This window comes from Burkholderia sp. 10_S31, from assembly GCF_056930375.1.
Genome location: NZ_JBXOWK010000003.1, coordinates 1,762,316 through 1,788,526 on the forward strand (window position 1 = coordinate 1,762,316; position 26,211 = coordinate 1,788,526).

A 26,211-nucleotide genomic window follows, 5' to 3' on the forward strand; every position below is an offset into this window, starting at 1 on the left:
GGTCCGGTTCGGACAAAACGAGCGCTATTCTACTCGCGCCCCCCTTAAACACCGTCCTGCCGTGTTGCCCTGAAACCACGTGATCCACGCCGCGCATGCAATCCTGCGCAAGCTGTGGCAGGGCTGCCATCATAGCCGGGGCCGCGCCGTCTGCCTACCGTGTACGCCGGTCGCCGCGCCCACCGGTTCGGCGCACCCAATAAAAAACGGCGCCGCGAGCGGCGCCGTACAAGGCTTTCCTTCAATTTGCCGGCCGCTTACGCGCCCGAACCGTCGCGCTGCGTGCGACCGCGCTTGATCCACGCCTCGAGGTTGTGCGGACGAACCGTATCCCACTCTTCGAACGGCTGATGAATCCACGGATTCGTCGGCAGATACTGCGCGTGGTAGTCGGGCTTCACCTTCGAGCAACCCTTGTACCAGAGCACGGCCGAACGCACGGCCGTGACGGACGGATAACGCTCCTTCAGGTGCTCCTGCACGCGCGCGAGCGTGACGCCCGAATCGACGAGATCGTCGACCAGCAGCACGTTGCCCTCGAGGTTGCCACGCGTCATCGTGATGTACTGCGCGATGTCGAGCTCACCCTGCTCGGTGCCGGCTGCTTCGCGGTACGAACTCGTCGCGAGAATCGCGAGCGGGACGTCATAGATGCGCGACAGTTGATCGCCGACGCGCAGACCGCCGCGCGCGAGGCACAGGATCTGGTCGAACTTCCAGCCCGATTCATGCACCTGCAGTGCGAGCAGCTCGATCAGACGATGGTATTCGTCCCAGCCTACCCACAGGTTCTTGTCGTCGTTGCGCGGATCGGTCATCAAGTCTGCCGCCGTCATCGTGATTTGCTGCGTCATGCTGAAAGTTACACCTTGAACGGATGGCGAAGCAGGATCGTTTCGTCGCGATCAGGCCCCGTCGAAACCATGTCGACCGGCACGCCGGCCACTTCCTGGACACGGGTCAGGTATGCCTGCGCATTCGCCGGCAGCGCGTCCCACGTCTTGATGCCGACGGTGCTTTCCTTCCAGCCGGCGAACGTTTCGTACACGGGTTCGCAACGCGCGACGTCTGCCGCACCGCGCGGCAGGATGTCCACGTCCTTGCCGTCGATCTTGTAGCCGACGCACAGCTTGACTTCATCGAGGCCGTCGAGCACGTCGAGCTTCGTCATGCAGAGGCCCGACACGCCGTTGATCTGGATCGAGCGGCGCAGTGCGGCTGCGTCGAGCCAGCCGGTGCGGCGCGGACGGCCGGTGACCGAGCCGAATTCCTTGCCGACGTTCGCCAGCGTGACGCCGACCTGGTCCTGACGCTGCGGATTGTCCGCATCGTACAGTTCGCTCGGGAACGGGCCCGAACCGACGCGCGTGCAGTATGCCTTCGTGATGCCAAGGATGTAGTTCAGCTTCTGCGGACCGACGCCGGCGCCGGCCGAAGCCGCACCCGCGACGCAGTTGCTCGACGTGACGAACGGATAGGTGCCATGGTCGATGTCGAGCAGCGTGCCTTGCGCGCCTTCGAACAGCAGGTTCTGACCGGCATTGTTCGCGTCGTACAGACGGCGCGACACGTCGGCCACCATCGGCTTCAGGCGATCGGCGTAGCCGAGCATCGTGTCGAGCGTGGCCTGGAAATCGACGGCCGCGCCACCCAGGTACTGGGTCAGCACGAAGTTGTGGAAATCGAGGTTTTCGCGCAGGCGGTCGGCGAAGGTCTTCGCGTCGAACAGGTCCTGCACGCGCAGCGCGCGGCGGCCGACCTTGTCTTCGTATGCGGGGCCGATGCCGCGGCCGGTCGTACCGATCTTGCCCGCGCCCTTGCGCGCTTCGCGCGCCTGGTCGATCGCGATGTGGTACGGCAGGATCAGCGTCGTGGCTTCGGAAATGAACAGGCGATCGCGCACGTTCACGCCGGCTTCTTCCAGCTCGCCGATTTCCTTGAACAGTGCCTCGGGGGACAGGACGACGCCGTTGCCGATGTAGCAGGCGACGCCTTCACGCATGATGCCCGACGGGATGAGGCGCAAGATGGTCTTCTTGCCGCCGATGATGAGGGTGTGGCCGGCGTTGTGGCCGCCCTGGAAACGCACGACGCCCTGAGCGTGGTCCGTCAGCCAGTCGACGATCTTACCCTTGCCTTCATCACCCCACTGCGTTCCCACGACGACGACATTGCGCCCGGGAGTCACGTTCACTGCGCTGGCAGACATGTTGATTCGTTAGCTGGTTAAAAACGTATTCTACCTATGTTCGCGGGCGATTCCGAATTTTTCCGTTTCGCTTCAACGATATGCACGCCAAACGACGGCCCGCGAACGCCTGTTTAACGGGGTTCGACCACCCACGCGCCGTTACGCTCGACGAGCGAACGGTCGCAGGCGAACTCGTCGAGCACGTGGTCGTGCCCCGGCAACGCCTGGATCACAACCTCGCCCGCATCGCGCAGCGCCCCGACGGCCGCGTTCAGTGCGTCGTCCTGCGCCCACGGCGCGAGAATCGCTGCGCCGCGCGCCTCGATCGGCGAAATCCGCGCGAGTTCGCGCAGGTCGAGCGAGAAGCCGGTTGCCGGGCGGGCGCGACCGTAGGCCTGGCCTACGTGGTCGTAACGACCGCCGCGCGCGATCGCGTTCGGCACGCCGTCGATGTACGCCGTAAACATCGCGCCGCTGTGGTACGCATAGCCGCGCAGATCGGCCAGATCGATCGCCACCTCGACGCCCTTCGCCTGGGCCGCGAGCTGCGCGAGATCGTCGAGCGCGCGCGTGATCTCGGGCAGCACCGGCAGCCGTGCGCGCGCCTCGTCGAGCACGCTTGCGTCGCCGTACAGATGCGGCAGCGCACGCAGCGCCGCGCGCGTGTCGGCGCCGAGATCATCGGTAAGTTCGTTCAGCAGCGGCACGTCCTTGCCCGACAGCGCGTCGTACAGCGCCTCGCCGCGCTCGGCGGCCTGCGCATCGCGCGCGAGCAACGCCGCGAGCACGCCCGCGTGGCAGAGGTCCAGACGGATCCGCGACAGCCCCGCGAGGTGCAGCGCGTCGAGCATCAGCTGCTGGATCTCGAGATCGGCTTCCAGCCCGGCGTGCCCGTAGATTTCGGCGCCGATCTGGATCTGTTCGCGCGTCGCGTGCAGGCCGCGCGGACGCGTATGCATCACGTGGCCCGCATAGCAGAGGCGCGTGACGCCCTGGCGGTTCAGCAGGTGCGCGTCGATGCGCGCGACCTGCGGCGTGATGTCCGCGCGCAGGCCGAGCGTGCGGCCCGACAACTGGTCGACCAGCTTGAAGGTGCGCAGGCGCAGGTCGGCACCGCCGCTCGTCAGCAGCGACTCGAGGTATTCGAGCAGCGGCGGCATCACCATTTCGTAGCCATACGAACGGAAGCGGTCGAGCAGCCTGCGGCGCAGCTCCTCGATCTTGCGCGCTTCCGACGGCAGTACGTCGGCGATATTCTCGGGAAGTAACCAGGTCGACATCGGTACGGTCCTACGACGGGAAACAGGGCGCGACTCGCGCGCCGCGAGATGAATCGGAAATCGGAATCGGGCGGAACGAACGGCGGGTGCGCCGTCTGGATCAGCTCTCCGGTCAGGTGGCAAGCAGCAGCAGGACGAGCCCGAGCGCCATCACGATGAGCCCGCCGATCCGGATATGATGCGGCGGCCGCTCCGCTATTCTACGAAACGTGTCGCGCCAGGCGACGGGAAACACGAAGGGGAACGCCCCCTCGATGATCAGCATCAGTGCTACCGCGAGCAACAACGAGCCAGCCAGATCCATGCGAGCGACGGCGCCGCTCGACGCGGCGCCCCAAGGTCAGTGTTTGCGGGGAGCGGGTGCCGCCGGTGCGGTACCGCCCGTCGGGCTGCGCATGAAACGGAAAAACTCGCTGTCGGGATCGACGACGATGATGTCGTTGCGCTTGAAGGTATTCCGGTAAGCCTGCAGGCTCGCGTAGAACTGGTAGAACTGGGGATCGCTGCCGAACGCGTCGGCGGCAATCGACGCGGCCTTCGCGTCGCCCTCGCCCTTGATCGTCTGCGCGGACTTGTAAGCATTCGCGAGCACCGCCTGCTGTTCGCGTTCCGCATCGGCCTTGATCTGCTCGACATCGGCGGCGCCATCCGCGCGCACCTGCGCGGCCTGGTCGCGCAGCGCGGCAATCATCCGCTGATAGACGGCGTCCGTCTGCGCAGCCGGCAGGTCGACGCGCGTCAACTGCACATCGACCACGTCGACGCCGAAGCCGGATGCCTTCGCGCGCACCGCATCGCGAGCGGCATGGGCGATGTCGCGCTGCCCGCCGAGCGCATCATCGAGCGCGCGCTTGCCGAACGCGTCGCCGAGTGCGCTCTTCAGCGCGCCGGTCAGACGCTCGGTGGCGGCCGTCGGGTCGCCGCCCGTTGCCGTGAAATACTTCATCGGATCGCTGATCCGGTACTTGACCGCATACGCGACGAGCAGGTCATGCTTGTCTTCGGTCGCCAGTTGCAGCGAATCCTGCGATTCGAGCGATTGCAGGCGCGTATCGATCAGCGTCGCCGTCTGCAGCGGCGGCGGCAGCTTGAAATGGATGCCGGGGCCCGCGAGTTCGGGCTGCGCGCCGTCTCGGCCCGACAGCACGACCGCATGGCGCGGATCGACGGTCAGGACGGTCGACGACGCCGCGAAGGCAACGATCACGATTGCGACGACGAGCGCAATGATTCGGTTCATGTTCTGCGCTCCCCGTTACTTCGTATCGTCTTCGCGCGAGCGATTGCGGAACGCTTCGCGCGACCGCAGCACGTCGCTGCCCGGTGCGGGGGCCGCCGCGGCCGAAGCCGCGCTCGCGGGTGCGCTCGCCGCCGCGGCGGCCGGAGCCGACGCTGCATCGGGCGCGGATGCGCCGGCGGACGTCGCGGCGTTCGTGGCATTTTGCCGCCCCTGCTCGACGAGTTTGTCGAGCGGCAGGTACACGACGCTATTGCCGCCCTTGTTGCCGACGAACACCTTCGTCGCGTTCGAATAGATTTCCTGCATCGTCTCGAGGTACATCCGCTCGCGAATCACCGCGGGCGCCTTCGAATACTGCGCATAGACCTGCTTGAACCGATCGGCGTCGCCTTCTGCCTCCGTGACCACGCGATCGGCATACGCCTTCGCTTCGTCGACGAGTTTCGCGGCATTGCCCTGCGCCTTCGGCAGCAGGTCGTTCGCATAGGCCTGCGCGGCACGCTTGGCGGCCTCACGCTCGTCACGCGCCTTCGCGACTTCGGCGTACGCGGCTTGCGTCTGCTCGGGCGCCGCGACGCTCTGCATCGTGACGGCCGTCACCTCGAGCCCTGACTGGTAGCGATCGAGATCGCGCTGGATCGCGGCGGACAGCTGCTCGCGCAGCGCGTCGCGGTCCTGGTTCAGCATGTCGGCCGCGCTGCGCGTGCCGACGATCGCACGCACAGCAGCCTGGGCGGCCTGCGACACGCTGCGCTCGGGATCGACGCTGCGGAACAGGTAATCGGTTGCCGAACGGATGCGGTATTGGACGACGAAACGCACGTCGACGATGTCGGCGTCGCGCGTCAGCATCGCCGCTTCCTTCACGTTCGCGAGACGCACGACATTGTTCCGGCCGATCTCGATCGAACGGACCTGCGACGTGTCGACGATCTCGTGCGACGCGAACGGATACGGCGCGCGCCAGTGCACGCCCTGACCGACCGTGCCGGACAGCTTGCCGAACTGCAGCAGGACGCCCGTCTGGCCGTCCTGCACGACGAACAGCCCGCTGCCCGCGTAGACCGCGACCAGCACGCCGATCACGATGCCGACACCGACACGCGCGGCCCGGCCGTTGTCGGGCCGGAAGCCGTTGCCGCCCTTGCCGCCGAACAGGCCGCTCAGACGCCGGTTGAAGTTGCGCCACATCTCGTCGAGATCGGGCGGACCGTCACCGTCGCCGCCGGGCGGACGCTTCGATTCGTTCGCACGCGGACGGGATCCGTCGTTGCCCTTGCCGTCACCGCGCCCCCAACGGGGATCGTTGATCGACAGCAAGGCGCGCATCCGCCGCCAGGTACTCCGCTCGTTGTATTCGTTCACCAGAGTTTGTTCACCAGATTAGACGCCGGCGAACCGGCCGGGACCGGTTAGCGCCCCTGTTCGGAAATCGTGTGGTCTTCGTGTGGTTCTGCGGGGGCGCCGTCGAGCGCGCCGTCGGGTAACGTCGCGCCGGAAAGGTGTTCCGCGGAGGCGATCTCGGCGATGGCGGCACGCAACGCGTCGAGACCCTGACCGGTGCGTGCGCTCAAAAAGACGCGCGAAATATTACCATATTCGTCCCGCTCGACCGCGTCGCCGCGGGCCGCCAGCTCGGGTACGGCATCGATCTTGTTGAACACCAGCACCTGCCGGATCGTGTCCGCGCCGATCTCGTGCAGCACGCCGTTCACCTGCTCGATCTGTTCGAGCCTGACCGCGCTCGACGCATCGACCACGTGCAGCAGCAGATCCGCGTGGATCGTTTCCTCGAGGGTCGCGCGGAACGCGGCAACCAGCTGGTGAGGCAGTTCGCGGATGAACCCGACCGTATCGGACACGACGATCTGGCCGACCTCGTCGCCGAGATACACGCGCCGCGACGTCGTGTCGAGCGTGGCGAACAGCTGGTCGGCCGCATAGGCCTGCGCTTTCGTCAGCGCATTGAACAGCGTCGACTTGCCCGCGTTCGTATAGCCGACGAGCGACACCGACATCGTGCCGCTGCGCGCACGCTGGCGACGCTGCGTGCTGTGCTGCCGGCGCAGCCGGTCAAGCCGCGACTTCAGCATCTTGATGCGTTCGCCGATCAACCGGCGGTCGGTTTCCAGCTGGGTTTCACCGGGACCGCGCAGGCCGATACCACCCTTTTGCCGCTCGAGATGGGTCCACGCGCGAATCAGGCGGGTCGACAGGTATTGCAGCTGCGCGAGCTCGACCTGCAGCTTGCCTTCGTGGCTGCGGGCGCGCTGCGCGAAGATATCGAGAATGAGGCTCGTACGATCGACCACCCGCCTGTTAAGCGCCTGCTCCAGATTGCGTTGCTGGGCCGGTGCCAGTGCGTGGTTGAAGATGACGATTTCGACGTTGTGTGCGTCACAGGCAAGCCGCAGTTCTTCGGCTTTGCCGCTACCGATGAACATCTTGGCATCGGGACTGGCGCGACGACCCGTGAGGGTGACGGCGGGACGGGCCCCCGCACTGGAGGCGAGAAGACTGAGTTCTTCGAGACTGGCTTCGAAATCGGTCTTGCCGAAGTCGATGCCGACGAGCGCTGCGTTGATCAAATTATCGGGTGTCAAGATAAGGCGGCTGGCATCGGTCGCTCGCGGCGACCGGATGCCGGCCGCTGCGATAGGTTAGGACGAGGCTTCCGCGTCCGGGTGGAAATTCACCGGGCGCGCCGGCACGACCGTCGAGATGGCGTGCTTGTAGACCATCTGGGTCACCGTATTACGGAGCAACACGACGTACTGGTCGAACGATTCGATGTTCCCTTGGAGCTTGATGCCGTTGACGAGATAGATCGATACGGGAACGTGCTCTTTGCGCAGTGCGTTCAAAAACGGGTCTTGTAACAATTGCCCTTTGTTGCTCATGGCGTACTCCATCTTTTTTTGCAGGTTGATCTGGATTGGCGGCGAAGAAAAAGAGATCCGGCGCCAATCGCTACACTATAGCCGATTTTGCCTGCCCCGCCCGGCGGTAGGCCATGCGGCCTATCCCTTCCGGGACGTGCGTGGCAGGCATGCTTCAGCCCTTGTCCGCGTACGGGTTGTTCGACGAACGGAACTCTATGCGCAATGGAGTCCCGGTCAGGGAGAAAGTTTCGCGGAATCGGTTTTCGAGGTAGCGCTTGTACGTTTCGGTCACCGCGTCGAGCGCGTTGCCGTGGATGACGATCAGCGGCGGATTCTGGCCGCCCTGGTGCGCGTAGCGCAGCTTCGGACGCACCGGACCACGACGGCGCGGCTGCTGGAACTCGACGGCCTCGATCAGCGCGCGCGTGAGCTTCGGCGTCGGCAGTTTCGCCATGGCCGCCGCGTACGCGTCGTCGACCGAGCGCATCAGCGCACCGATGCCCGTCTTCTTCGCGGCCGAAATGTAGTGCGATTTCGCGAAGTCGAGGAATTTCAGCTTGCGGGTCAAATCCGCTTTCGCGCGATCGCGCGCGTGGTCGTCGAGGCCATCCCACTTGTTGACGCCGATCACGAGCGCGCGGCCCTGTTCGACGACGAAGCCGGCAATGTGCGCGTCCTGGTCGGAAATGTCCTGCTGCGCATCCAGCAGAAGAATGACGACATTCGCATCGGAGATCGATTGCAACGTCTTCACGACCGAGAACTTCTCGATCGCCTCGAACACCTTGCCGCGGCGCCGCAGGCCCGCGGTGTCGATCAGCGTGTATTTCTTGCCGTTACGCTCGAAGTCGACGTAAATCGAATCGCGCGTCGTGCCCGGCATGTCGAACGCAATGACGCGATCTTCGCCGATCAGCGCGTTTACGAGCGTCGACTTGCCGACGTTCGGCCGGCCGACGATCGCGATCTTGATGCCGCGCGACGGATCGTCCTCGTCCGCTTCCTCCGGCTGGCCCGCGTACGCGACTTCCAGCGCCTCGTTGATCATGTCGGTTACGCCGTCGCCGTGCGCGGCCGAGATCGCGCGCGGATCGCCGAGCCCGAGTTCATAGAAGTCCGTCGCGACCGCCGTGTACTTCATCCCCTCAGCCTTGTTGACGACCAGGAAGATCGGCCGGCCGGTCTTGCGCAGGTAGTCGGCAATCGACTTGTCCTGCGGTGCGAGCCCGTTACGGCCGTCGACGATAAACACGACGACGTCGGCTTCCTCGACCGCCTGCCGCGTCTGGCGCGCCATCTCGTGCAGGATGCCGTCCTTCGCGACGGGCTCGAAGCCGCCGGTGTCGACAACCAGGTACGGCCGCTCGCCGACGCGCCCTTCGCCGTAATGGCGATCGCGCGTCAGGCCCGGCAAGTCGGCGACCAGCGCATCGCGCGAGCGCGTGAGCCGGTTGAACAGCGTGGATTTCCCCACATTGGGGCGCCCAACGAGGGCAATGACCGGTTTCATCTGTGTTTTCTACGGTGATGCGCAGCAGCGGGAGGCCCGCTGCTGCGGGCGGCTGCGCTGAATGAAAATATCACGAATTCGCGCCGCGCCGGATGCGCGCGCCGGGCGCGCGTTGCGCGCCGTCGTCTTTCGTTTCGAACTGCCTTTCAAATACCGAGCGGCCGGGGACACCGGCCGCCTTCGTGCGCGCGACCGCAGCGCGCGGGACAAACCCGCAGCGCCGCGATTGCGCCTGTTGCGTGCGCGTCAGCGCGGGCGGAACCCGTACAGGCCGCCGTCCTTCGTCTGCACGACGAGCGTATTGCCCGCCAGGACCGGCGCCGCCGTAATCGCGCTGCCGTCGGTCTTCATCCGCGCAATGAAGCTGCCGTCCTCGCGCGACAGGAAGTGCACGAAGCCCTTGTAGTCGCCCATCACGACCGCATGGCCGAGCAAGTAAGGCACGCCGACGTCACGGCTCTTCAGCTTGTCGTTGCGCCAGAGCTGGTTGCCGCTCGCCGCGTCGTAGGCCGTCACGACCGACCAGTCGTCGCCGCCGGCGACGACCGAATCGTCCTGCGCGAGGCCGCTGCGGCTCGAGAACGCCTTTTCCCACAGCGGACGGCCCGAGTTCGCGTCGAAGCAGCCAAGCTGCCCCTGGAACGTGACCGCGCACGCTTCGGCACCCACGAGCGTCGGCGGACCGCTGACGTCGTTGATGCGTTCCACTTCGGTCACGCCCTTCGGGAACGATACGGGCGTCTGCCAGAACGGCTCGCCCGTCTGCAGGTTGATCGCGACGAGACCGCCGCCGGGGAAGCCCGCCAGCACGGCCGCATCGCCCGCGAACGTCATGCCGGCCGACACGCGCAGGTTCAGCGGCACCGCGCGGTTGCGGTAGTTCCACTTCTGCTCGCCCGTCTGCGCGTTGAACGCGATCACCTGGCCGTCGATCGTGCGCACGATCACGAGGCCGTTGCCGACCAGCGGCGGCGAGAAGATCTCGCCCTGCACGCTCGTCTTCCACAGCTGCTTGCCGTCGGGGCCGAGTACGAACACGCCGCCCTTCAGCGCACCGACCGCGGTCAGGTTGCCATCGCTGCCGACACCGGCCGACAGGTCCGAACCGACCTTCGAGCGCCACAGCGTCTGGCCCGTCTTCGCGTCGATCTTCTCGACCGAACCGTTCTCGCCCGCCGCGTAGACGGCGTCGCCCACGGCCACCGGCGAGAACAGGTAGCGCCCGCCCTTGCCGACGCTCGCCTTCCAGACCTCTTGCACGTCCATGACGGGCTTGAACTCGGTGAGCGGAGTCGGCACGCGGCGCGCGTCCTTCGACGACGAGCAGGCCGCCAATGCCAGGACAGCCGCCGCGCAGGCTACGGGCACAGCGTAACGTTTCAGCAAATTCATCGGTTAGCGAAGCAGAGTTAAGAGGTTGAGGGGGCCGCGATCAGCCGCCGAGCGCGTCGAGCTTGAACTGCACGAGCTGGCGCGCGGACTGGTCGTCCTGCGACAGGCCGTCGAGCGCGAGCTTGTACGCGGCGCGCGCATCGTCGGTCTTGCCTTGCGCGGCAAGCAGATCGCCGCGACGATCTGCCACGAGGCCCTTGAATGCATCGACCGGCGTGCCGGAGAGCAGCGCGAGGCCCGCATCGTACGCCTTCTCGTCGAGCAGCAGCGATGCGAGACGCAGCTTCGCGATCTGCTTGTACTCGTCGTCCTTGGCATGATCGACGGCCCATTGCAGCTGCGCCTTCGCGCCGGCGGCGTCGCCGGCCGCGTACAGCGTCTTCGCGGCCGCGAGTGCCGTCATCTGCGCATACGGCGTGCTGCCGAACTTGTCTTCCATGTCGGCGGCCGCACGGGCCATCGTCGCCTTGTCGTTTGCGGCGGCGGCCTTCTGGACCTGCTCGTACAACCCGGAAGCCTCGGCGGCCTGACGGCGCTGCCAGTAATTCCAGCCGTTGAAGCCGGCCGCGACGACCAGCGCCGCGAGCACGATCCACGTGGTGAGGTTGCCCCAGCGGGCCCACCACGCCTTGAGACTTTCAATCGATTCTTGTTCGTCGTGATAACTCATCGGCGAGCGATTCCTTCCTGTTCAGGCCTTTCTTGTCGAGCGAATGCCAGCGCGATCAGTCGTCGCCGTCTTCGGCGGATGCAACCATCGCATTGATTAGGAATTCGGTCAAGCTTTCGACCGGTACGGTCTGCTGAACGTTCTTTTCCCCTTCCTGGCCCGCACCGCGCAGCGCTTTCACGCCCACCGTACCGTTCGCGACCTCTTCTTCGCCGAAGATCACCGCGAACGCCGCACCGCTTGCATCGGCGCGCTTCATCTGCGACTTGAAGCTTGCCGGCGCGCCGTCGGCGCTGCAGTGGAAAATCACGTCGAGGCCCGTATCGCGCAGACGCTCGGCCGCGATGAACGCCTGTTCGCGCGCCGTCTCGCCCTGGTGCACCACGTACACGTCGACACCTTCCTGCTCGGGCGCGAGATCCTCTTCCTTCAGCAGTTCGAGGATGCGCTCGATGCCCATCGCCCAGCCGCACGCAGCGGTCGGCTTGCCGCCGAGCTGCTCGATCAGCGGATCGTAGCGGCCGCCTGCCGCGACCGTGCCCTGCGCGCCGAGCTTGTCGGTCACCCACTCGAACACGGTCAGGTTGTAGTAGTCGAGGCCGCGCACAAGACGCGGATTGATCTTGAACGGAATGTTGTTCGCGAGCAGCAGGCGCTGCACCCCTTCGAAGTGCGCACGCGATTCGTCGCCGAGGAAGTCGATCAGCTTCGGCGCGTTCTGCGCGATTTCCTGCAGCGCGGGGTTCTTCGTGTCGAGCACGCGCAGCGGGTTCGTATACAGGCGGCGCTTCGCGTCCTCGTCCAGTACATCGGCGAATTGCTCGAGGTACTTGATCAGCTCGACACGGTGCGCGGCGCGCTCTTCGGCGAGGCCGAGCGAGTTGATTTCGAGCTTGATGCCGGTCAGCCCGAGGTCGTCCCACAGGCGCTGGCACATCATGATGATCTCGGCATCCGCATCCGGGCCCGCGAAGCCGAGCGCCTCGACGCCGACCTGGTGGAACTGGCGGTAGCGGCCGCGCTGCGGACGCTCGTGACGGAACATCGGGCCGATGTACCACAGGCGCTTCGGGCCGTCGTACAGCATGTTGTGCTCGATCGACGCGCGCACGACGGCCGCGGTGTTTTCCGGGCGCATCGTCAGGTTCTCGCCGTTCAGCGCGTCGGTGAAGCTGTACATCTCCTTCTCGACGATGTCCGTGACTTCGCCGATGCCGCGCGTGAACAGCTGCGTGTGTTCAACGATCGGCGTGCGGATGTTCTGGTAGCCGTACGCGCGCAGCAGCGATTTCACGGTAGCTTCGAAGAACTCCCACAGGCCGGCATCCTGCGGAAGGATGTCGTTCATGCCTTTGACGCCCGTGAGCTTCTCGATCTTGCGTTTCTGTTCAGTCATCGTTCGTGTGTGTGGACGAATTAGTTCAAGGCCTCGGTGCGGCCGTAATTGCGTGCGACGTAGTCGCTGACGATCTGCTGGAATTCCTCGGCGATCCGCTCGCCGCGCAGCGTCTTGACCTTCTCGCCGTCGATGAAGACGGGCGCGGCCGGGTTCTCGCCCGAGCCCGGCAGGCTGATGCCGATGTTCGCGTGCTTCGATTCGCCGGGGCCGTTGACGATGCAACCCATCACCGCGACGTTCATCTTCTCGACACCCGGATACTCCTTGCGCCAGACCGGCATCTGCTCGCGCAGGTAGGTCTGGATCTGCATCGCGAGCTCCTGGAACAGCGTGCTCGTCGTGCGGCCGCAGCCGGGACACGCGATCACCATCGGCGCGAACGAGCGCAGGCCCATCGTCTGCAGGATTTCCTGGCCGACGATCACCTCACCCGTGCGCGACGCGCCCGGTTCCGGCGTCAGCGAGATGCGGATCGTGTCGCCAATCCCTTCCTGCAGCAGCACGCCGAGCGCGGCCGTCGACGCGACGATGCCCTTCGAGCCCATGCCGGCCTCGGTCAGGCCAAGATGCAGCGCGAAGCCGCAGCGGCGGCCGAGTTCCCGGTACACGGCGATCAGGTCCTGCACGCCGCTGACCTTGCACGACAGCACGATGCGGTCGCGGCCGAGGCCCAGTTCGACCGCACGCTCGGCCGAGCCGATCGCCGACTGGATCAGCGCTTCGTACATCACGCTCTGCGCATCCCACGGCTGCGAACGCGCGCCATTCTCGTCCATCATGCGCGCGAGCAGGTCCTGGTCGAGGCTGCCCCAGTTCACGCCGATCCGAACCGGCTTGTCGTACTTGGCCGCGGCTTCGATCATCTGCGCGAACTGCGTGTCGCGCTTCGCGCCCTGGCCGACGTTGCCCGGGTTGATCCGGTACTTCGACAGCGACTCCGCACAGCCCGGGTAGTCGCGCAGCAGCAGATGGCCGTTGTAATGGAAGTCGCCGACGAGCGGAACGGTCACGCCCATCCGGTCGAGTTGCTCGCGGATCGCCGGCACGGCGGCCGCGGCCTCCGGCGTGTTGACGGTGATACGTACCAGCTCGGAACCCGCATTCGCGAGTTCCTTGATCTGGATCGCCGTGCCGATCGCATCGGCCGTGTCGGTATTCGTCATCGACTGCACGCGCACCGGCGCATCGCCGCCGATCGTCACGAGCTGCCCGCCCCAACGAACATCCACCGCATGCGACACGCGACGCGGCTGATGCCCGCCGAACACCGGCTCGGTTGAACAAATCTGACTGCTGCGTGGGGATTGAGCTTCGGATTGCATCGATAGATCCATTTACGCGGAATGCGCCGCGAGGCGGCGCATGAATTGAAAAAGCGCCGTGCCCTCGCGGCCTGTCCAGGACGGGCCTTCGCCACGGCGCTTGACGTCAGGGCAACGTGAACCGCGCCACGTTACCCCGCGCTGCCGAATATTTTGCCGGATCGACAGGTTTTCCGTCGAACGCGACCGCGTCGAGGCCTGCCTTGTTGCCGATCGTGACCTTGAACGGCCCGGTGCCGGCGACCTGCTTCGTCTCGCCGGCCCGCACCAGCGCCGAGAACAGCTCCTTGCCGTTCTTGTCGCGCACGCTGAACCAGCAATCCTGCTTGACCTTCAGTTCGACCAGCGACTGGCCTGCCGCCACCACGACGCTCGCGGGCTGGGCCGGTACGACCGTACCGTTCGCCACGGCCGTCACGACGGCGGGTTGCGACGCAGGCGCTGCTGCGACCGCCGGAGCCGGTACTGGCGCAGCCGACGCGGCAGCCTGCGGCGCCACGGCGGATGCTACAACCTGCGCCGGAGCATCGTTGCCGGCTGCCGTCGACGCGCCGCCCGCAGCCGCCTCTGCGACGGAAGACGCCGCCGGTGCGCTGGCTGCCGACGCATGTTCTGCATCGCCGCCCTTGAAGCGCGCGAGCCAACTCGACGAATCGCCGCCAGTGTGCCACATGAGTACCGCGATTACCGCGACGACGACGATCGCCGTCCCCCACAGCCACGGATGGTGGCGCGACGAGCTGCCGAGCGGGATCGATACGCGGCCGCGCGGCAAATCCGTCCCCGACGACGCGGGCATCGACAGATCGACTTCCGGCACGCCGCGCTCACGCCGCAATGCCTGCGCAAACGGTTCCGGATCGACGCCGAGCATCTTCGCATAGCTGCGCACAACGCCGAGCGCGAACGTCACGCCGGGCAAATGACTGATGTCGCCTGCCTCGAGCGCACGCAGCTTCTGCGGGGCGACCTTGAGCCGCGCCGACACGTCGTCAACCGTCCAGCCCTTCGCCTCCCGGAGCTGCGCCAGCCGGCCGCCGACGGCTACCAGCGTTTCAAGCCCCGCCGGTGCCGGCTTCGCGGCATTGGTCTCTGCGCCGTTTGTCGGCTGCGGCTCACTCATCCTTGTCCTCGCGTCGATTCTTCTTCACTGGCGAGCACCGCCGGCTCCCGCCGGCCGGCACCCGCAACTGTCCATTTCATGCGCGGCGCCAAGGCGCCGCGACCGATCGCTATTCGCGTGCTGTACCGCCAAAAAGGTTCGGGCATTCGCGGCCAGGCCACCCCGATTGGGCGTCCCCGACCAGCCCCCCGTCAAATCGCCCGAACTTCGATGATTTTTGCTGTTGCGCCCGTTCGCTCCGCCAGGCGCGTGCGGTCCTTCACGGCGCCGGCCAGCTGGCCGCACGCGGCGTCAATGTCGTCGCCACGCGTCTTGCGCACGGTCGTGACGACACCCGCGTCGATGAGGACCTGTGCAAAGCGCTTGATCTGCTCCGGCTTCGAGCGGATGAGGCCCGATTCCGGAAACGGATTGAACGGGATCAGATTGAACTTGCACGGCACGTCACGCGTGACGGCCAGCAGTTCGCGCGCATGCGCCTCGGTGTCGTTGACGCCGTCGAGCATGCAATATTCGAAAGTAATGAAGTCGCGCGGTGCGACCTTCAGATAGCGCTGGCACGCAGCCATCAACTCGCGAAGCGGATGCTTCTTGTTGAGGGGCACCAGCTCGTCGCGCAGCGCATCGTTCGGCGCGTGCAGCGAAACGGCGAGCGCGACCGGCAACTCGGCGCCGAGGCGGTCCATCATCGGCACCACGCCGGACGTCGACAGCGTGACGCGGCGGCGCGACAGGCCGTACGCGTTGTCGTCAAGCATCAGCCGCATCGCGGGCACGACCGCGCTGTAGTTCAGCAACGGCTCGCCCATGCCCATCATCACCACGTTGGTGACGACCCGCTCGGCCTTGCCGTTCGGACCGGGCGCGCGACCGAGCGACGCACGCAATGCAAATTCGGCCATCCGGAGCTGGCCGATGATTTCGGCTGTCGACAGGTTACGGGAAAAACCCTGCTTGCCCGTCGAGCAGAAGCGGCAGTTCACCGCACACCCGGCCTGCGACGACACGCACAGCGTGCCGCGCGTTTCTTCCGGGATGAACACGGTTTCGACCGCATTGCCGTTTCCGACGTCGATCAGCCACTTGCGCGTGCCATCGGTGGAAACGTGATCGCTGGCGATCTCGGGCATCACGATCGACGCGCGGCCCTTGAGTTTCTCTCTCAAGGACTTCGCGAGATCGGTCATGCCGTCGAAGTCGCCAGCGTTGTACTGGTGGATCCAGCGCTGCAACTGCTTGGCGCGGAACGGCTTCTCGCCGAGGCTGCCGCAGTACGCGACAAGACCCTCGGCATCGAAGTCGAGAAGATTGACGGAAGTTTCGCTCGTCATGATGTGCTGCCTTGCCGCGTGCGCTGAATCCTGCCTACTTGCTGCCAGCCAGGGCTTAGCGCGAGTAAACGTTCATTTCCGGGAAGAAGAATGCGACTTCGACCGCTGCCGTTTCTGCAGCGTCCGAGCCATGCACTGCATTCGCGTCGATGCTGTCGGCGAAGTCGGCGCGGATCGTGCCCTTTTCCGCCTTCTTCGGATCCGTCGCACCCATCAGGTCGCGGTTCTTCAGGATCGCGCCTTCGCCTTCCAGAACCTGGATCATCACCGGGCCCGAGATCATGAAATCGACGAGATCCTTGAAGAACGGACGCGCTGCGTGAACCGCGTAGAACTTCTCTGCGTCAGCACGCGACAGGTGTGCCATGCGCGATGCGACGATCTTCAGGCCGGCGCCTTCGAAACGGCTGTAGATCTGGCCGATCACGTTCTTTGCCACCGCATCCGGCTTGATGATCGACAGGGTGCGCTCGATTGCCATAAAAACTCCAAAAAATTAAGAAGTTACAGGTTCAAATGAATCCGCTATTGTAGCACGATCCCGTGTATCATTGCGATTGAACCCTTACACAGCCGAAAGGTTCAGAATCGATATGTTTTTGCGCCGCCCGGCCATTGAAACCTCGCGGCGCGGAACGTATCTTAGCCATAGCTGCTCCGGTTTGCTGCGCCGCACATCGCGCGCGCCGAACCGTCCCCGGACGCCCACGCGTTCAATGTTAGGAGAAACCATGAACGACTATCCGTACAATTTCGGCCGCGGCGGCTCCGTCAGCACCGCGGAGGTTCGCAATCGCGTGCTGCGGAACACGTACTGGCTGCTCGCGCTGTCGATGGTTCCGACGGTGCTCGGTGCATGGGTCGGCGTCGCTACGGGCTTCTCGCTGTTCGCGGCCACGAGCCCGATGATGAGCCTGCTCGCGTTCTTCGCGATCGCGTTCGGCTTCATGTTCGCGATCGAGCGGACGAAAAACAGCGCGGCCGGCGTATTCGTGCTGCTCGGCTTCACGTTCTTCATGGGCCTGATGCTGTCGCGCCTGCTGAGCTTCATCCTCGGCTTCTCGAACGGCCCGTCGCTGATCATGCTCGCGTTCGGCGGCACCGGCATCATCTTCGCCGCGATGGCGACGATCGCCACCGTCAGCAAGCGCGATTTCTCGGGGCTCGGCAAGTGGCTGTTCATGGGCGTGATCGTGATCCTGCTGGCCTCGGTCGCGAACATCTTCCTGCAGCTGCCGGCGCTGATGCTCACCGTGTCGGTGCTCGCGATCGCGATCTTCTCGGCCTACATGCTGTTCGACGTCCAGCGCGTCGTGAACGGTGGCGAAACGAACTACATCTCGGCCACGCTCGCGATCTACCTCGACCTGTACAACGTGTTCACGAACCTGCTCGCGCTGCTCGGCATCTTCGGCGGCAACCGCAACTGACGTTCGCCGCATCCCATGAAAAAACCGGCCCGAGGGCCGGTTTTTTTACGTCCGCCGCCCGCTCAGTCGCGCTCGAACAGCGCGATCGATTCGACGTGCGACGTATTCGGGAACATGTTCACGACCCCGGCGCCCTTCAGGCGGTAGCCGGCCTCGTGCACGAGCAGGCCTGCATCGCGCGCGAGCGTGGACGGGTTGCACGACACGTAGACGATGCGCTTCGGCAGCGGACCTTCGCCGCTCTGCGCGATTTCGGCCAGCGCCTTCGACACGGCGAGCGCGCCTTCGCGCGGCGGGTCGATCAGGAACTTGTCGAATGCGCCGAGCGCACGGATGTCGTCGCCCGTCACTTCGAACAGGTTCCGGCACGCGAACGTCGTGTGGCCGTCGACGCCGTTTTCGCGCGCATTCGCGAGCGCGCGCGTCGTCAGCGTTTCGCTGCCTTCGATGCCCATCACCTCGCGCGACAGGCGCGCGAGCGGCAGCGTGAAGTTGCCGATCCCGCAGAACAGGTCGAGCACGCGATCGTCGCGCGACGGCGCGAGCAGGCGCAGCGCGCGGCCCACCAGCACGCGGTTGATCTGATGATTGACCTGCGTGAAGTCGGTCGGCTTGAACGGCATGCGGATGCCGAACTCCGGCAGCGTGTAGTCGAGCGGCACGTCGAGCGGATAGAACGGCGTCACCGTGTCCGGGCCCTTCGGCTGCAACCAGAACTGCACCTTGTGCTCGTCCGCGAACGCGCGCAGCAGTGCTTCGTCGTCCGCATTGATCGGCTCCAGCACGCGCAGCACGAGCGCCGTGACTTCCGAACCGACCGCGAGCTCGATCTGCGGCATCCGGTCGCGGATCGACAGCCCCTCGACGAGCCGGCGCAGCGGCACGAGCATTGCCGACACGTGCGGCGGCAGCACTTCGCAGCTCGTCATGTCGGCGACGTAGCTGCTCTTCTTCTCATGGAAGCCGACCAGCACGCCGCCCTTCTTCGCGACGTTGCGCACGGTCAGGCGCGCACGGTAGCGGTAGCCCCACGACGGGCCGTGGATCGGCGCGAACATCGTCTCGGCGCGCAGCTTCGACAGGTGCCACAGGTTGTCCTCGAGCACGCGCTGCTTGATCGCGACCTGCGCGCGCATCTCGAGATGCTGCATCGAGCAGCCACCGCAGGTGCCGAAGAATTTGCATTTCGGCTGCGTGCGCAGCACGCTCGGGCGCAGAATGTCGACAACGGTCGCCTGCTCATAGCTCGGCTTGCGACGGTAGCTCGAATACGTCACGCGTTCGCCGGGCAGCGCGCCCTCGACGAAGATGACCTTGCCCGGCGTGCCGTCCTCGGTCGCCGTGCGGCCGACACCGCGCGCTTCCATGTCGAGCGATTCGATCTCGAGAACCGGGGCAGGCCCGGGCGCGACGGGCGCATTTTTCGATTTGCGCGCAGAAGTGGGGACGGCTTCGGACACCAGCTTTTCCTGACAAAACGTTGAAGAAGGCGAGATTGTAGACGACGAAAGCCCGCATCGCCCGCTTTCGTCGCGCAAGCATCGAGACTGACGCACCGATCGCGCCACGCAATGCGGAAAACGGCCTGAAGGCATGCGCCCCAAGCCGCCCAACCACATGCGCGGCGCCTCGTCGCGCCAAGCGGCGGTACAACTTCGGCTCGCAGGAGACTCGACCATGCGACTGATCGACTGGAACATTCAATGGGGTCGGGACGCGGACGGCGTCGTCGACCTCCCGCGCACCATCGCCGCCGCCCGCCTGCTCGACGACTTCGACGTGCTGTGCCTGCAGGAAGTCACGCGCGGCTTCGGCGCATTGCCCGGCCAGCCGGGCCCCGACCAATTCGCCGAACTGGCGGCGCTGCTGCCCGGCTATACGATCGTCGATGTGATCGGCGCCGACCTGCCGGCGCTCGAACCCGGCGCGCCACGCCGTCAGTTCGGCAATGCGATCGCGACGCGGCTGCCGGTCGGGCGCGTGCTGCGCCAGTTGCTGCCGTGGCCGGCCGACGCCGGCACGCCGTCGATGCCGCGCGTCGCGCTGGAGGTCGAACTGGCGACGCCGTCAGGCCCGCTGCGGGTCGTCACGACGCACCTCGAATACTATTCGGCGCGCCAGCGACTCGCGCAAGTCGACGCGCTGCGCGCTCGGCACCAAGAGGCGTGCGCACACGCGGACCGGCCCGCGCCGGCCGAGAATGCGACGGGGCCGTTCAGCGCAACCGGCCAGCCGCGCGACGCGATCGTCTGCGGCGATTTCAACAGCGCGTTCGGCAGCGACGCGTACCGGCGCCTGCTGGAGCCGGTCGCCGACGCGCCGCCGTTCGTCGATGCGTGGGTCGCCCGACACCCGGGCCGCACGCCGCCGCCGACCGCCGGCGTTTACGACACGGTGCAGTGGTCGGAGGGGCCGCTCGCATGCGATTTCGTGTTCGTGACCGATACGCTGCTGCCGCGCGTCACGCGCTGCGAGATTGACGGCGACGCGCGCGCGTCGGATCACCAGCCGGTCGTGCTCGAACTCGATTGAGCACGGTTTCGACGCCGGCCGTCCGCGTCAAGCGTCGAAACCGGCCAGATATTCGGCCCAATGCGCCGCGGGCTCCTGCGCAAGCGAATTTTTCACGAGCAGGATCTCGTCCGCATATTCACTCGGCGTCAGGCCGCCGCGCATCAGCTGGAAGCGGCAATAGAGCAGATAGGTATTGACGACGTCGGTTTCGCAGTAGTTGCGGATTTCCTCGATCCGCCCGTCCTGGAATGCCGGCCACACCTGGCTGCCGTCCATCCCGAGCTTGCCCGGGAAGCCGCACAGCTTCGCCAACGCGTCGAGCGGCGCATTCGCGCGTGCCTGATACATCGCGAGCACATCCATCAGATCGGTATGCCGCGAGTGATAGCGCGCGATGTAGTTGTTCCACTTGAAGTCGCGGTCGTCCTCGCCAAGATCCCAGTAACGGGTCGCGGGGATCCCGTGCACGAGCGCACGGTAGTGGAGCACAGGCAGATCGAAGCCGCCGCCGTTCCATGACACGAGCTGCGGCGTGTATTTCTCGATCACGCGGTAGAACGACTGGATCAGTGCCGCCTCGTTGTCCTGCGGCGTCCCCAGCGAACGCACGCGGAAACCGTTGTTGTCGCGGAACACGCAAGAGATTGCCGCGATGCGCTGCAGATGATGCGGCAGAAAATCGCTGCCGGTCTTCTCGCGGCGCGCGGCGAACGCATGTTCGGCCACCGCGGCATCGTCGAGCGTCGCGGGCAGGTCTTCCAGACGGCGAATGCCGTCGACATCGGGAATGGTCTCGATGTCAAAAACGAGAATCGGAGTCATCAGTTACAGAACGGCGTCCTTGCGCACGCCATTGGAGGCGAAGAACCGCTTGAGGCGCACCAGCGCTTCCTGCTGGATCTGCCGCACGCGCTCGCGCGTGAGCCCCATCTCGTCGGCTAGCTCCTCGAGCGTGGCCGGTTCGATGTGGTTCAGGCCGAAGCGGCGCTCGATCACGTGCCGATGCTTGTCGGACAGCCGCGACAGCCACGCGCGCGTGAGCGTCTCGAGCTCGCGATGCTGCACCTCGGCATCGGGCGACTGGCTCTGATCATCGGGCAGCAGGTCGAGCAGGCTGCTCGCGGGATCGAGGTCGAGCGGCGCGTCGAGCGACGCGGTGTGCTCGTTGAGCGCGAGGATGTCCGTGACTTCCTCGGCGGTCTTGCCGGTGAGATAGGCGATGTCGTCGATGCTGGCTTCGCGGCGTTCTGCCGCCTCGCCCGTCGACATCGAATTCTTTTCGAGGTGGCGCTTCGCGCGCAGCACCTGGTTCAGTTCGCGGATCACGTGCACCGGCAGGCGCACGGTGCGGGCCTGGTTCATGATCGCCCGCTCGATGCTCTGGCGGATCCACCACGTCGCATAGGTCGAGAAGCGGAAGCCGCGCGTCGGGTCGAATTTCTCGATCGCGTGCATCAGGCCGAGGTTGCCTTCCTCGATCAGGTCGAGCAGCGGCACGCCGCGGTTCAGGTAACCCTTCGCGATGCTGACGACGAGACGCAGGTTACGCTCGATCATCACCTGCCGCGCCTCGAATTCGCCGGCCTTCGCAAGACGGGAATAGCGCTGCTCCTCCTCGACGGTCAGGAGCGGCTTCACGCTGATACGGTTCAGGTAATGCTGGATCGTGTCGGCCGTGAGTTCGGCCTGCAGCAATGCGCGGAAATCGTCGACGTCGGGCGCGGCTTCCGTACGGCCTTCGCGCTCGTCGTCGCCGTCCGCTTCGGCGTCGCTTGCCTCGGGATCACGTTCGTTTTCCGCGACGTCGTCTTCGTCGTCCTTCGAAGCGCCAGCTCGCTCCACCGATGCTTGCGTGGCACGACTGATCTTCTCAGACCCGGCTTGCGGCTCGTGGCGCTTCGATTTCGGCATGGTCGTCTCGGTTATTGAGGCGGCAAATACTTCAGCGGATCGACAGGTTTACCCTGCCGGCGAACCTCGAAATGCAGCATCACGCGGTCGGCATCGCTGTTACCCATCTCGGCGATCTTCTGCCCCTTCGTTACCGCGTCCCCCTCTTTTACCATCAAAGCGCGATTGTGTGCATACGCTGTGAGGTAAGTTGCATCGTGTTTGATGATAATGAGGTTGCCGTAACCACGCAGGCCATTGCCCGAGTAGACGACGCGGCCGTCGGCCGCCGCCTTTACGGCTTCACCGGACGTGCCGCCGATATTGACGCCCTTGTTCTTTGCGTCGTCGAAGCCGTTCAGCACGGGACCGCGCACGGGCCACGCAAACGTCACGGGGCCGCTCGGCGCTGCTGCCGTATCGCTCGATGCGGCAGCAGCCGGCGGCGTGATCGCGGACGACGAGCCTGCGGCCGGGGTCGCGGGACCGCTGCTGAGCGGTGCGGTCGCGACGGCGGCGCCGGCGATCGGTGCGGCAGCCGGCGAGCCGGCAACCGCAGCGCCGCCCGGCGGCGCGACACGCAGCAGTTGGTCGACTTCGATCTGGTTCGGGTTCACCAGGTTGTTCCACGTGGCGATGTCGCGATAGTTCTGCCCGTTCTCGAGTGCGATCCGGTACAGCGTGTCACCCGGTTTCACACGGTAGAAGCCGGGCGGCGGCGGGCCGAGCGGCACCGCCGGCTGCGCGGCAGCGGTCGTGCCGAGCGATCCGGAGCGGTCGACGACGGGCGCGTTGTCGAGCCGCGTCGCACAGGCGGCCAGCAGCGTGGAGAACGCAGCCACACAGATCGCGCGCTGGGCGAACGTGAGCGGTTCCCTGGTTCGGTGGTTTTGCATCGCGCGCAACATACTCATCGGTTTCAAATCACTCCGGATTTTAAAGGGACAAAGAAAACGCGATCAAGCCGCGACTCTCGCCATTGCGCGTGCGCGACGCGCTCGACAAGCGTGAGCACCTGATGCTGCCCGCTCTGCGCGCCGACCGGCGCGACGAGCCGCCCACCGATCGCGAGTTGCTCGAGCAGCGCCTGCGGCACGTCGAGCCCCGCCGCAGCGATCACGATCGCGTCGAACGGGGCCGCGGACGGCAGGCCGACACGCCCGTCGCCATAATGCAGACGGATGTTCGGCACGCGCAGCGGCCGCAGGTTCAGCTTTGCGCGCTCGTAGAGCGGCTTGATGCGTTCAATCGAATACACGTCGCGTGCCACGTGACTCAGCACCGCGGCCTGGTAGCCGCAACCGGTGCCGATCTCGAGGACGCGCTCGAGCGTGCGGCCAGCTGTCGCGAGCTCGATCATGCGCGCGACGACCGACGGCTTTGAAATCGTTTGCTGGTGGCCGATCGGCAACGCGGAATCCTCGTAGGCCTGCGTCGCGAGCCCCGGATCCACGAACATGTGGCGCGGCACTGCGGCCATCGCATCCAGCACACGCGCGTCGGTTACGCCGTTCGCGCGCAGGCGTTCGACCATTCGCTCGCGCACACGTTCCGAGGTCAGTGCGAACGCACCGGCCGGCGCGACGCTGGGCGCGGCCGGCTTCGGCAGCGCGGGCTTCAGCACGGTCGGCTTCGGCGTGGTTGCCGGCTTCGCGGCGGCCGGGCCGGGCAGCGCTCGGGCAGCGCTCGTTTTCACCGCCACCGGCTTGAGCGCGGCTGCGGGCTTGTCGACGGCCTTCGGTGCCGCGATCGCCGCATGGCGCTCGCCGGACCGGCCCTCCGATTTGCGTGGCGCTCGCTTGAGATCTTCGAGCGCGAGCGGAAACCGCTTCGCGCGCTCGCCGCTCATGAAGCCCGCCCTCCTGCGCGCGCCCATTCGCGCGTTGCAGGCAGCATTTGTGTATGCGTGAGATCGAGCTGCAGCGGCGTGATCGATACGAAACCGTTTGCGACGGCGTGGAAATCGGTGCCTTCGCTCGCGTCCAGCGCCGCACCCGCGGCGCCGATCCAGTAGACCGGCTCGCCGCGCGGGTCGGTCTGGCGAATTACCGGCTGGGACGGGTGACGCTTGCCGAGGCGCGTGACCTTCCAGCCTTTCAGTTCGTCGTACGGCAGATTCGGAATATTGACGTTCAGCAGCGGCTGACCAGGCAGCGGGTGCGCGAGGTAATGCTCGACGATTTCCGCAGCGACGCGCGCCGCGTCCCCCAGATGCGCCCAGCCCTTGTCGGCCAGCGAGAACGCGATGGCCGGCACGCCGAACATGATGCCTTCGGTCGCGGCCGCAACCGTCCCTGAATAGAGCGTGTCTTCGCCCATGTTCTGGCCGTTGTTGATCCCCGACACCACGAGGTCCGGCCGCGCATCGGCCATCCCCGTCAACGCGACGTGCACCGAATCGGTCGGCGTGCCGTTCACGTAGAAGAAACCCGTATTCGTCGCGCGCTGCACCGACAGCGGCCGCGACAGCGTGAGGGAATTCGATGCGCCGCTGCAGTTCTGCTCGGGCGCGATCACCGTGAGGTCGGCCAGCGGCTGCAGCGCGTCGCTGAGCGCGGCGAGACCGGGGGCGAGATAGCCGTCGTCGTTGCTGAGTAGGATTCGCATCCGGCGATTGTAACCGAGGAAAGATGGCGCGAGAGCGACAGTCCGGCGGCCGCGGGCGGGTCCGCACGCACGATGCGCGTGCGGTGCGCCGCCGCGTTGCGCGGCGGTGTTCTGCGAATTCGAGAAAATGCCGGCCGCACGCAGCTTTCCGTCCTGAAGAAAGTGTCGAGCAATCCCCCTCGGGTAAACCTGACGCGCAGCGCCAGGTCTCGCGGCGCTCAGATCGCGCCGGCTTCGCGCAGCGCGGCGATCGCCTGCGCGTCGTAGCCGAGGCCGCGCAGCACCTCGTCCGTATGCTCGCCGAGTTCGGGCCCGAGCCAGCGCGTTTCGCCCGGCGTGTCGGACAGCTTCGGCGTGATGTTCGGCAGCGGAATGTCGGTGCCGTCGGCCAGTTTGAAACGCTGGATCATCTGCCGCGCGACGAACTGCGGATCGGTGAACATGTCGGCAGCACTGTAGATGCGCCCGGCCGGCACGTCGGCCGCGTTGAGCACGGCCAGCGCGTCGTCGATCGTGCGCGGCGCGAGCCACGCGGCGATCGCGTCGTCGATTTCCTGCGTGCGCGGCACGCGTCCGTCGTTCCGTGCGAGTGCAGGATCGTCGGCGAGATCGTCGCGCTCGATCGCCTTCATCAACCGCTTGAAGATCGGGTCGCTGTTGCCGCCGATCACGATGCTGCCGTCGCAACACGCGTAGGTGTTCGACGGTACGATGCCCGGCAGCGACGCGCCGGTGCGCTCGCGCACCATCCCGTACACGCCGTACTCGGGCACCACGCTTTCCATCATGTTGAACACCGCTTCATACAGCGCAACATCGACCACCTGCCCCGCACCGCCGTTCACCTTGCGATGGTGGAGCGCCATCAGTGCGCCGATCACACCGTGCAGCGCGGCGATCGAATCGCCGATCGAGATGCCGATACGCGGCGGCGGCAGGTCCGGATAGCCGGTGATGTGGCGCAATCCGCCCATCGATTCGGCAATCGCACCGAAGCCGGGCCGGTCGCGGTACGGGCCCGTCTGCCCGTAGCCGGACAGGCGCACCATCACGAGACCGGGGTTGTCGGCCGACAGCACGTCGTAGCCGAGCCCGAGCTTCTCGAGCAGGCCCGGGCGGAAGTTTTCGATCACGATGTCGGCCTCGCGCGCGAGCTGCCGCGCGATCGCCTTGCCGGCATCGGATTTCAGGTTGAGGGTGACCGATTTCTTGTTGCGCGCCTGGACCGACCACCACAGCGACGTGCCGCCCTGCTCCGGATGCAGCTTGCGCCACTTGCGCAGCGGGTCGCCGCCGTTCGGATCCTCGATCTTGATCACTTCCGCGCCGAATTCGGCAAAGAGGCGCGACGCGAACGGCCCCGCGATCAGCGTCCCGAATTCGAGCACTTTGACGCCCGCGAGCGGGCCCTGGCTGGTGCTCATGTGTCT

General features: G+C 66.0%; 25 protein-coding genes. 2 read left to right on the forward strand and 23 right to left on the reverse strand.

Going from position 1 to position 26,211, the window contains the following annotated elements; all coding sequences use genetic code 11:
* Positions 1–257: 257 nt before the first annotated feature.
* From AC1Z3W_RS28340 to ndk, 16 genes are all read right to left on the reverse strand, one after another.
* Entirely contained in the window at positions 258–854 is a 597-nt protein-coding gene (locus AC1Z3W_RS28340) for a phosphoribosyltransferase (RefSeq protein WP_124833210.1), read from the reverse strand.
* An 8-nt stretch (positions 855–862) separates the two neighbouring features.
* Positions 863–2,209: an adenylosuccinate synthase gene (locus AC1Z3W_RS28345; protein ID WP_044848883.1), complete on the reverse strand. Its 1,347-nt coding sequence runs from the start codon at positions 2,207–2,209 to the stop codon at positions 863–865.
* 113 nt (positions 2,210–2,322) lie between these two features.
* Positions 2,323–3,471, reverse strand: coding sequence for an ATP phosphoribosyltransferase regulatory subunit (locus AC1Z3W_RS28350; protein ID WP_124833209.1), 1,149 nt, complete (start codon positions 3,469–3,471; stop codon positions 2,323–2,325).
* 112 nt (positions 3,472–3,583) lie between these two features.
* Positions 3,584–3,775: a DUF2065 domain-containing protein gene (locus tag AC1Z3W_RS28355; RefSeq protein ID WP_009687995.1), complete on the reverse strand. Its 192-nt coding sequence runs from the start codon at positions 3,773–3,775 to the stop codon at positions 3,584–3,586.
* Positions 3,776–3,811: 36 nt separating this feature from the next.
* Complete coding sequence (gene hflC / locus AC1Z3W_RS28360; protein ID WP_057925246.1) at positions 3,812–4,711, reverse strand: protease modulator HflC; 900 nt, start codon at positions 4,709–4,711, stop codon at positions 3,812–3,814.
* A 15-nt stretch (positions 4,712–4,726) separates the two neighbouring features.
* Positions 4,727–6,076, reverse strand: a complete 1,350-nt coding sequence (gene hflK / locus AC1Z3W_RS28365; RefSeq protein ID WP_483508988.1) for an FtsH protease activity modulator HflK — start codon at positions 6,074–6,076, stop codon at positions 4,727–4,729.
* 47 nt (positions 6,077–6,123) lie between these two features.
* Positions 6,124–7,299 (reverse strand): GTPase HflX, encoded by a 1,176-nt coding sequence (gene hflX, locus AC1Z3W_RS28370; RefSeq protein ID WP_185734422.1) that lies wholly within the window; start codon positions 7,297–7,299, stop codon positions 6,124–6,126.
* A 72-nt stretch (positions 7,300–7,371) separates the two neighbouring features.
* On the reverse strand, positions 7,372–7,611 hold the full coding sequence (hfq, locus tag AC1Z3W_RS28375; protein WP_006399927.1) for an RNA chaperone Hfq: 240 nt from the start codon (positions 7,609–7,611) through the stop codon (positions 7,372–7,374).
* 154 nt (positions 7,612–7,765) lie between these two features.
* Positions 7,766–9,103: a ribosome biogenesis GTPase Der gene (gene der, locus AC1Z3W_RS28380; RefSeq protein WP_014896912.1), complete on the reverse strand. Its 1,338-nt coding sequence runs from the start codon at positions 9,101–9,103 to the stop codon at positions 7,766–7,768.
* 246 nt (positions 9,104–9,349) lie between these two features.
* On the reverse strand, positions 9,350–10,495 hold the full coding sequence (gene bamB / locus AC1Z3W_RS28385; protein WP_057925249.1) for an outer membrane protein assembly factor BamB: 1,146 nt from the start codon (positions 10,493–10,495) through the stop codon (positions 9,350–9,352).
* 40 nt (positions 10,496–10,535) lie between these two features.
* Positions 10,536–11,165: a tetratricopeptide repeat protein gene (locus AC1Z3W_RS28390; protein WP_057925250.1), complete on the reverse strand. Its 630-nt coding sequence runs from the start codon at positions 11,163–11,165 to the stop codon at positions 10,536–10,538.
* 55 nt (positions 11,166–11,220) lie between these two features.
* The gene (gene hisS / locus AC1Z3W_RS28395; RefSeq protein WP_057925251.1) at positions 11,221–12,561 is read right to left on the reverse strand and encodes a histidine--tRNA ligase; all 1,341 of its coding nucleotides are present in this window, start codon (positions 12,559–12,561) and stop codon (positions 11,221–11,223) included.
* Positions 12,562–12,581: 20 nt separating this feature from the next.
* Entirely contained in the window at positions 12,582–13,886 is a 1,305-nt protein-coding gene (gene ispG, locus AC1Z3W_RS28400) for a flavodoxin-dependent (E)-4-hydroxy-3-methylbut-2-enyl-diphosphate synthase (protein ID WP_027787235.1), read from the reverse strand.
* Between the two features lie 106 nt (positions 13,887–13,992).
* The gene (locus tag AC1Z3W_RS28405; RefSeq protein ID WP_057925252.1) at positions 13,993–15,009 is read right to left on the reverse strand and encodes a helix-turn-helix domain-containing protein; all 1,017 of its coding nucleotides are present in this window, start codon (positions 15,007–15,009) and stop codon (positions 13,993–13,995) included.
* A 191-nt stretch (positions 15,010–15,200) separates the two neighbouring features.
* Positions 15,201–16,340: a dual-specificity RNA methyltransferase RlmN gene (rlmN, locus tag AC1Z3W_RS28410; RefSeq protein ID WP_057925253.1), complete on the reverse strand. Its 1,140-nt coding sequence runs from the start codon at positions 16,338–16,340 to the stop codon at positions 15,201–15,203.
* 55 nt (positions 16,341–16,395) lie between these two features.
* Complete coding sequence (gene ndk / locus AC1Z3W_RS28415; protein WP_011352265.1) at positions 16,396–16,821, reverse strand: nucleoside-diphosphate kinase; 426 nt, start codon at positions 16,819–16,821, stop codon at positions 16,396–16,398.
* Positions 16,822–17,071: 250 nt separating this feature from the next.
* On the opposite strand from ndk, the gene AC1Z3W_RS28420 reads away from it, so the two are divergent.
* The gene (locus tag AC1Z3W_RS28420; protein ID WP_006761414.1) at positions 17,072–17,770 is read left to right on the forward strand and encodes a Bax inhibitor-1/YccA family protein; all 699 of its coding nucleotides are present in this window, start codon (positions 17,072–17,074) and stop codon (positions 17,768–17,770) included.
* 62 nt (positions 17,771–17,832) lie between these two features.
* Here the strand turns inward: AC1Z3W_RS28420 and rlmD are convergent, their stop codons facing one another.
* The gene (gene rlmD, locus AC1Z3W_RS28425) at positions 17,833–19,230 is read right to left on the reverse strand and encodes a 23S rRNA (uracil(1939)-C(5))-methyltransferase RlmD (protein WP_483508990.1); all 1,398 of its coding nucleotides are present in this window, start codon (positions 19,228–19,230) and stop codon (positions 17,833–17,835) included.
* Between the two features lie 217 nt (positions 19,231–19,447).
* On the opposite strand from rlmD, the gene AC1Z3W_RS28430 reads away from it, so the two are divergent.
* Positions 19,448–20,302: an endonuclease/exonuclease/phosphatase family protein gene (locus tag AC1Z3W_RS28430; protein WP_124833204.1), complete on the forward strand. Its 855-nt coding sequence runs from the start codon at positions 19,448–19,450 to the stop codon at positions 20,300–20,302.
* Positions 20,303–20,329: 27 nt separating this feature from the next.
* On the opposite strand, the gene AC1Z3W_RS28435 is transcribed toward AC1Z3W_RS28430, so the two are convergent.
* The 6 genes from AC1Z3W_RS28435 to AC1Z3W_RS28460 form a co-directional block, all read right to left on the reverse strand.
* Positions 20,330–21,106 (reverse strand): 3'-5' exonuclease, encoded by a 777-nt coding sequence (locus tag AC1Z3W_RS28435; protein ID WP_124833203.1) that lies wholly within the window; start codon positions 21,104–21,106, stop codon positions 20,330–20,332.
* A gap of 3 nt (positions 21,107–21,109) precedes the next feature.
* A complete protein-coding gene (gene rpoS / locus AC1Z3W_RS28440) occupies positions 21,110–22,195 on the reverse strand; it encodes an RNA polymerase sigma factor RpoS (protein ID WP_057925256.1) in 1,086 nt (361 codons plus the stop codon).
* Positions 22,196–22,206: 11 nt separating this feature from the next.
* On the reverse strand, positions 22,207–23,088 hold the full coding sequence (locus AC1Z3W_RS28445; protein WP_124833202.1) for a peptidoglycan DD-metalloendopeptidase family protein: 882 nt from the start codon (positions 23,086–23,088) through the stop codon (positions 22,207–22,209).
* A 5-nt stretch (positions 23,089–23,093) separates the two neighbouring features.
* Positions 23,094–24,023 carry a protein-L-isoaspartate(D-aspartate) O-methyltransferase gene (locus tag AC1Z3W_RS28450; protein WP_057925434.1) on the reverse strand — a complete coding sequence of 310 codons (930 nt, stop codon included), beginning with the start codon at positions 24,021–24,023 and terminating at the stop codon, positions 23,094–23,096.
* On the reverse strand, positions 24,020–24,781 hold the full coding sequence (gene surE / locus AC1Z3W_RS28455; protein WP_057925258.1) for a 5'/3'-nucleotidase SurE: 762 nt from the start codon (positions 24,779–24,781) through the stop codon (positions 24,020–24,022). The genes AC1Z3W_RS28450 and surE overlap by 4 nt, the downstream gene beginning before the upstream one ends.
* 218 nt (positions 24,782–24,999) lie before the next feature.
* On the reverse strand, positions 25,000–26,205 hold the full coding sequence (locus tag AC1Z3W_RS28460; RefSeq protein WP_057925259.1) for a CaiB/BaiF CoA transferase family protein: 1,206 nt from the start codon (positions 26,203–26,205) through the stop codon (positions 25,000–25,002).
* Positions 26,206–26,211 lie beyond the last annotated feature (6 nt).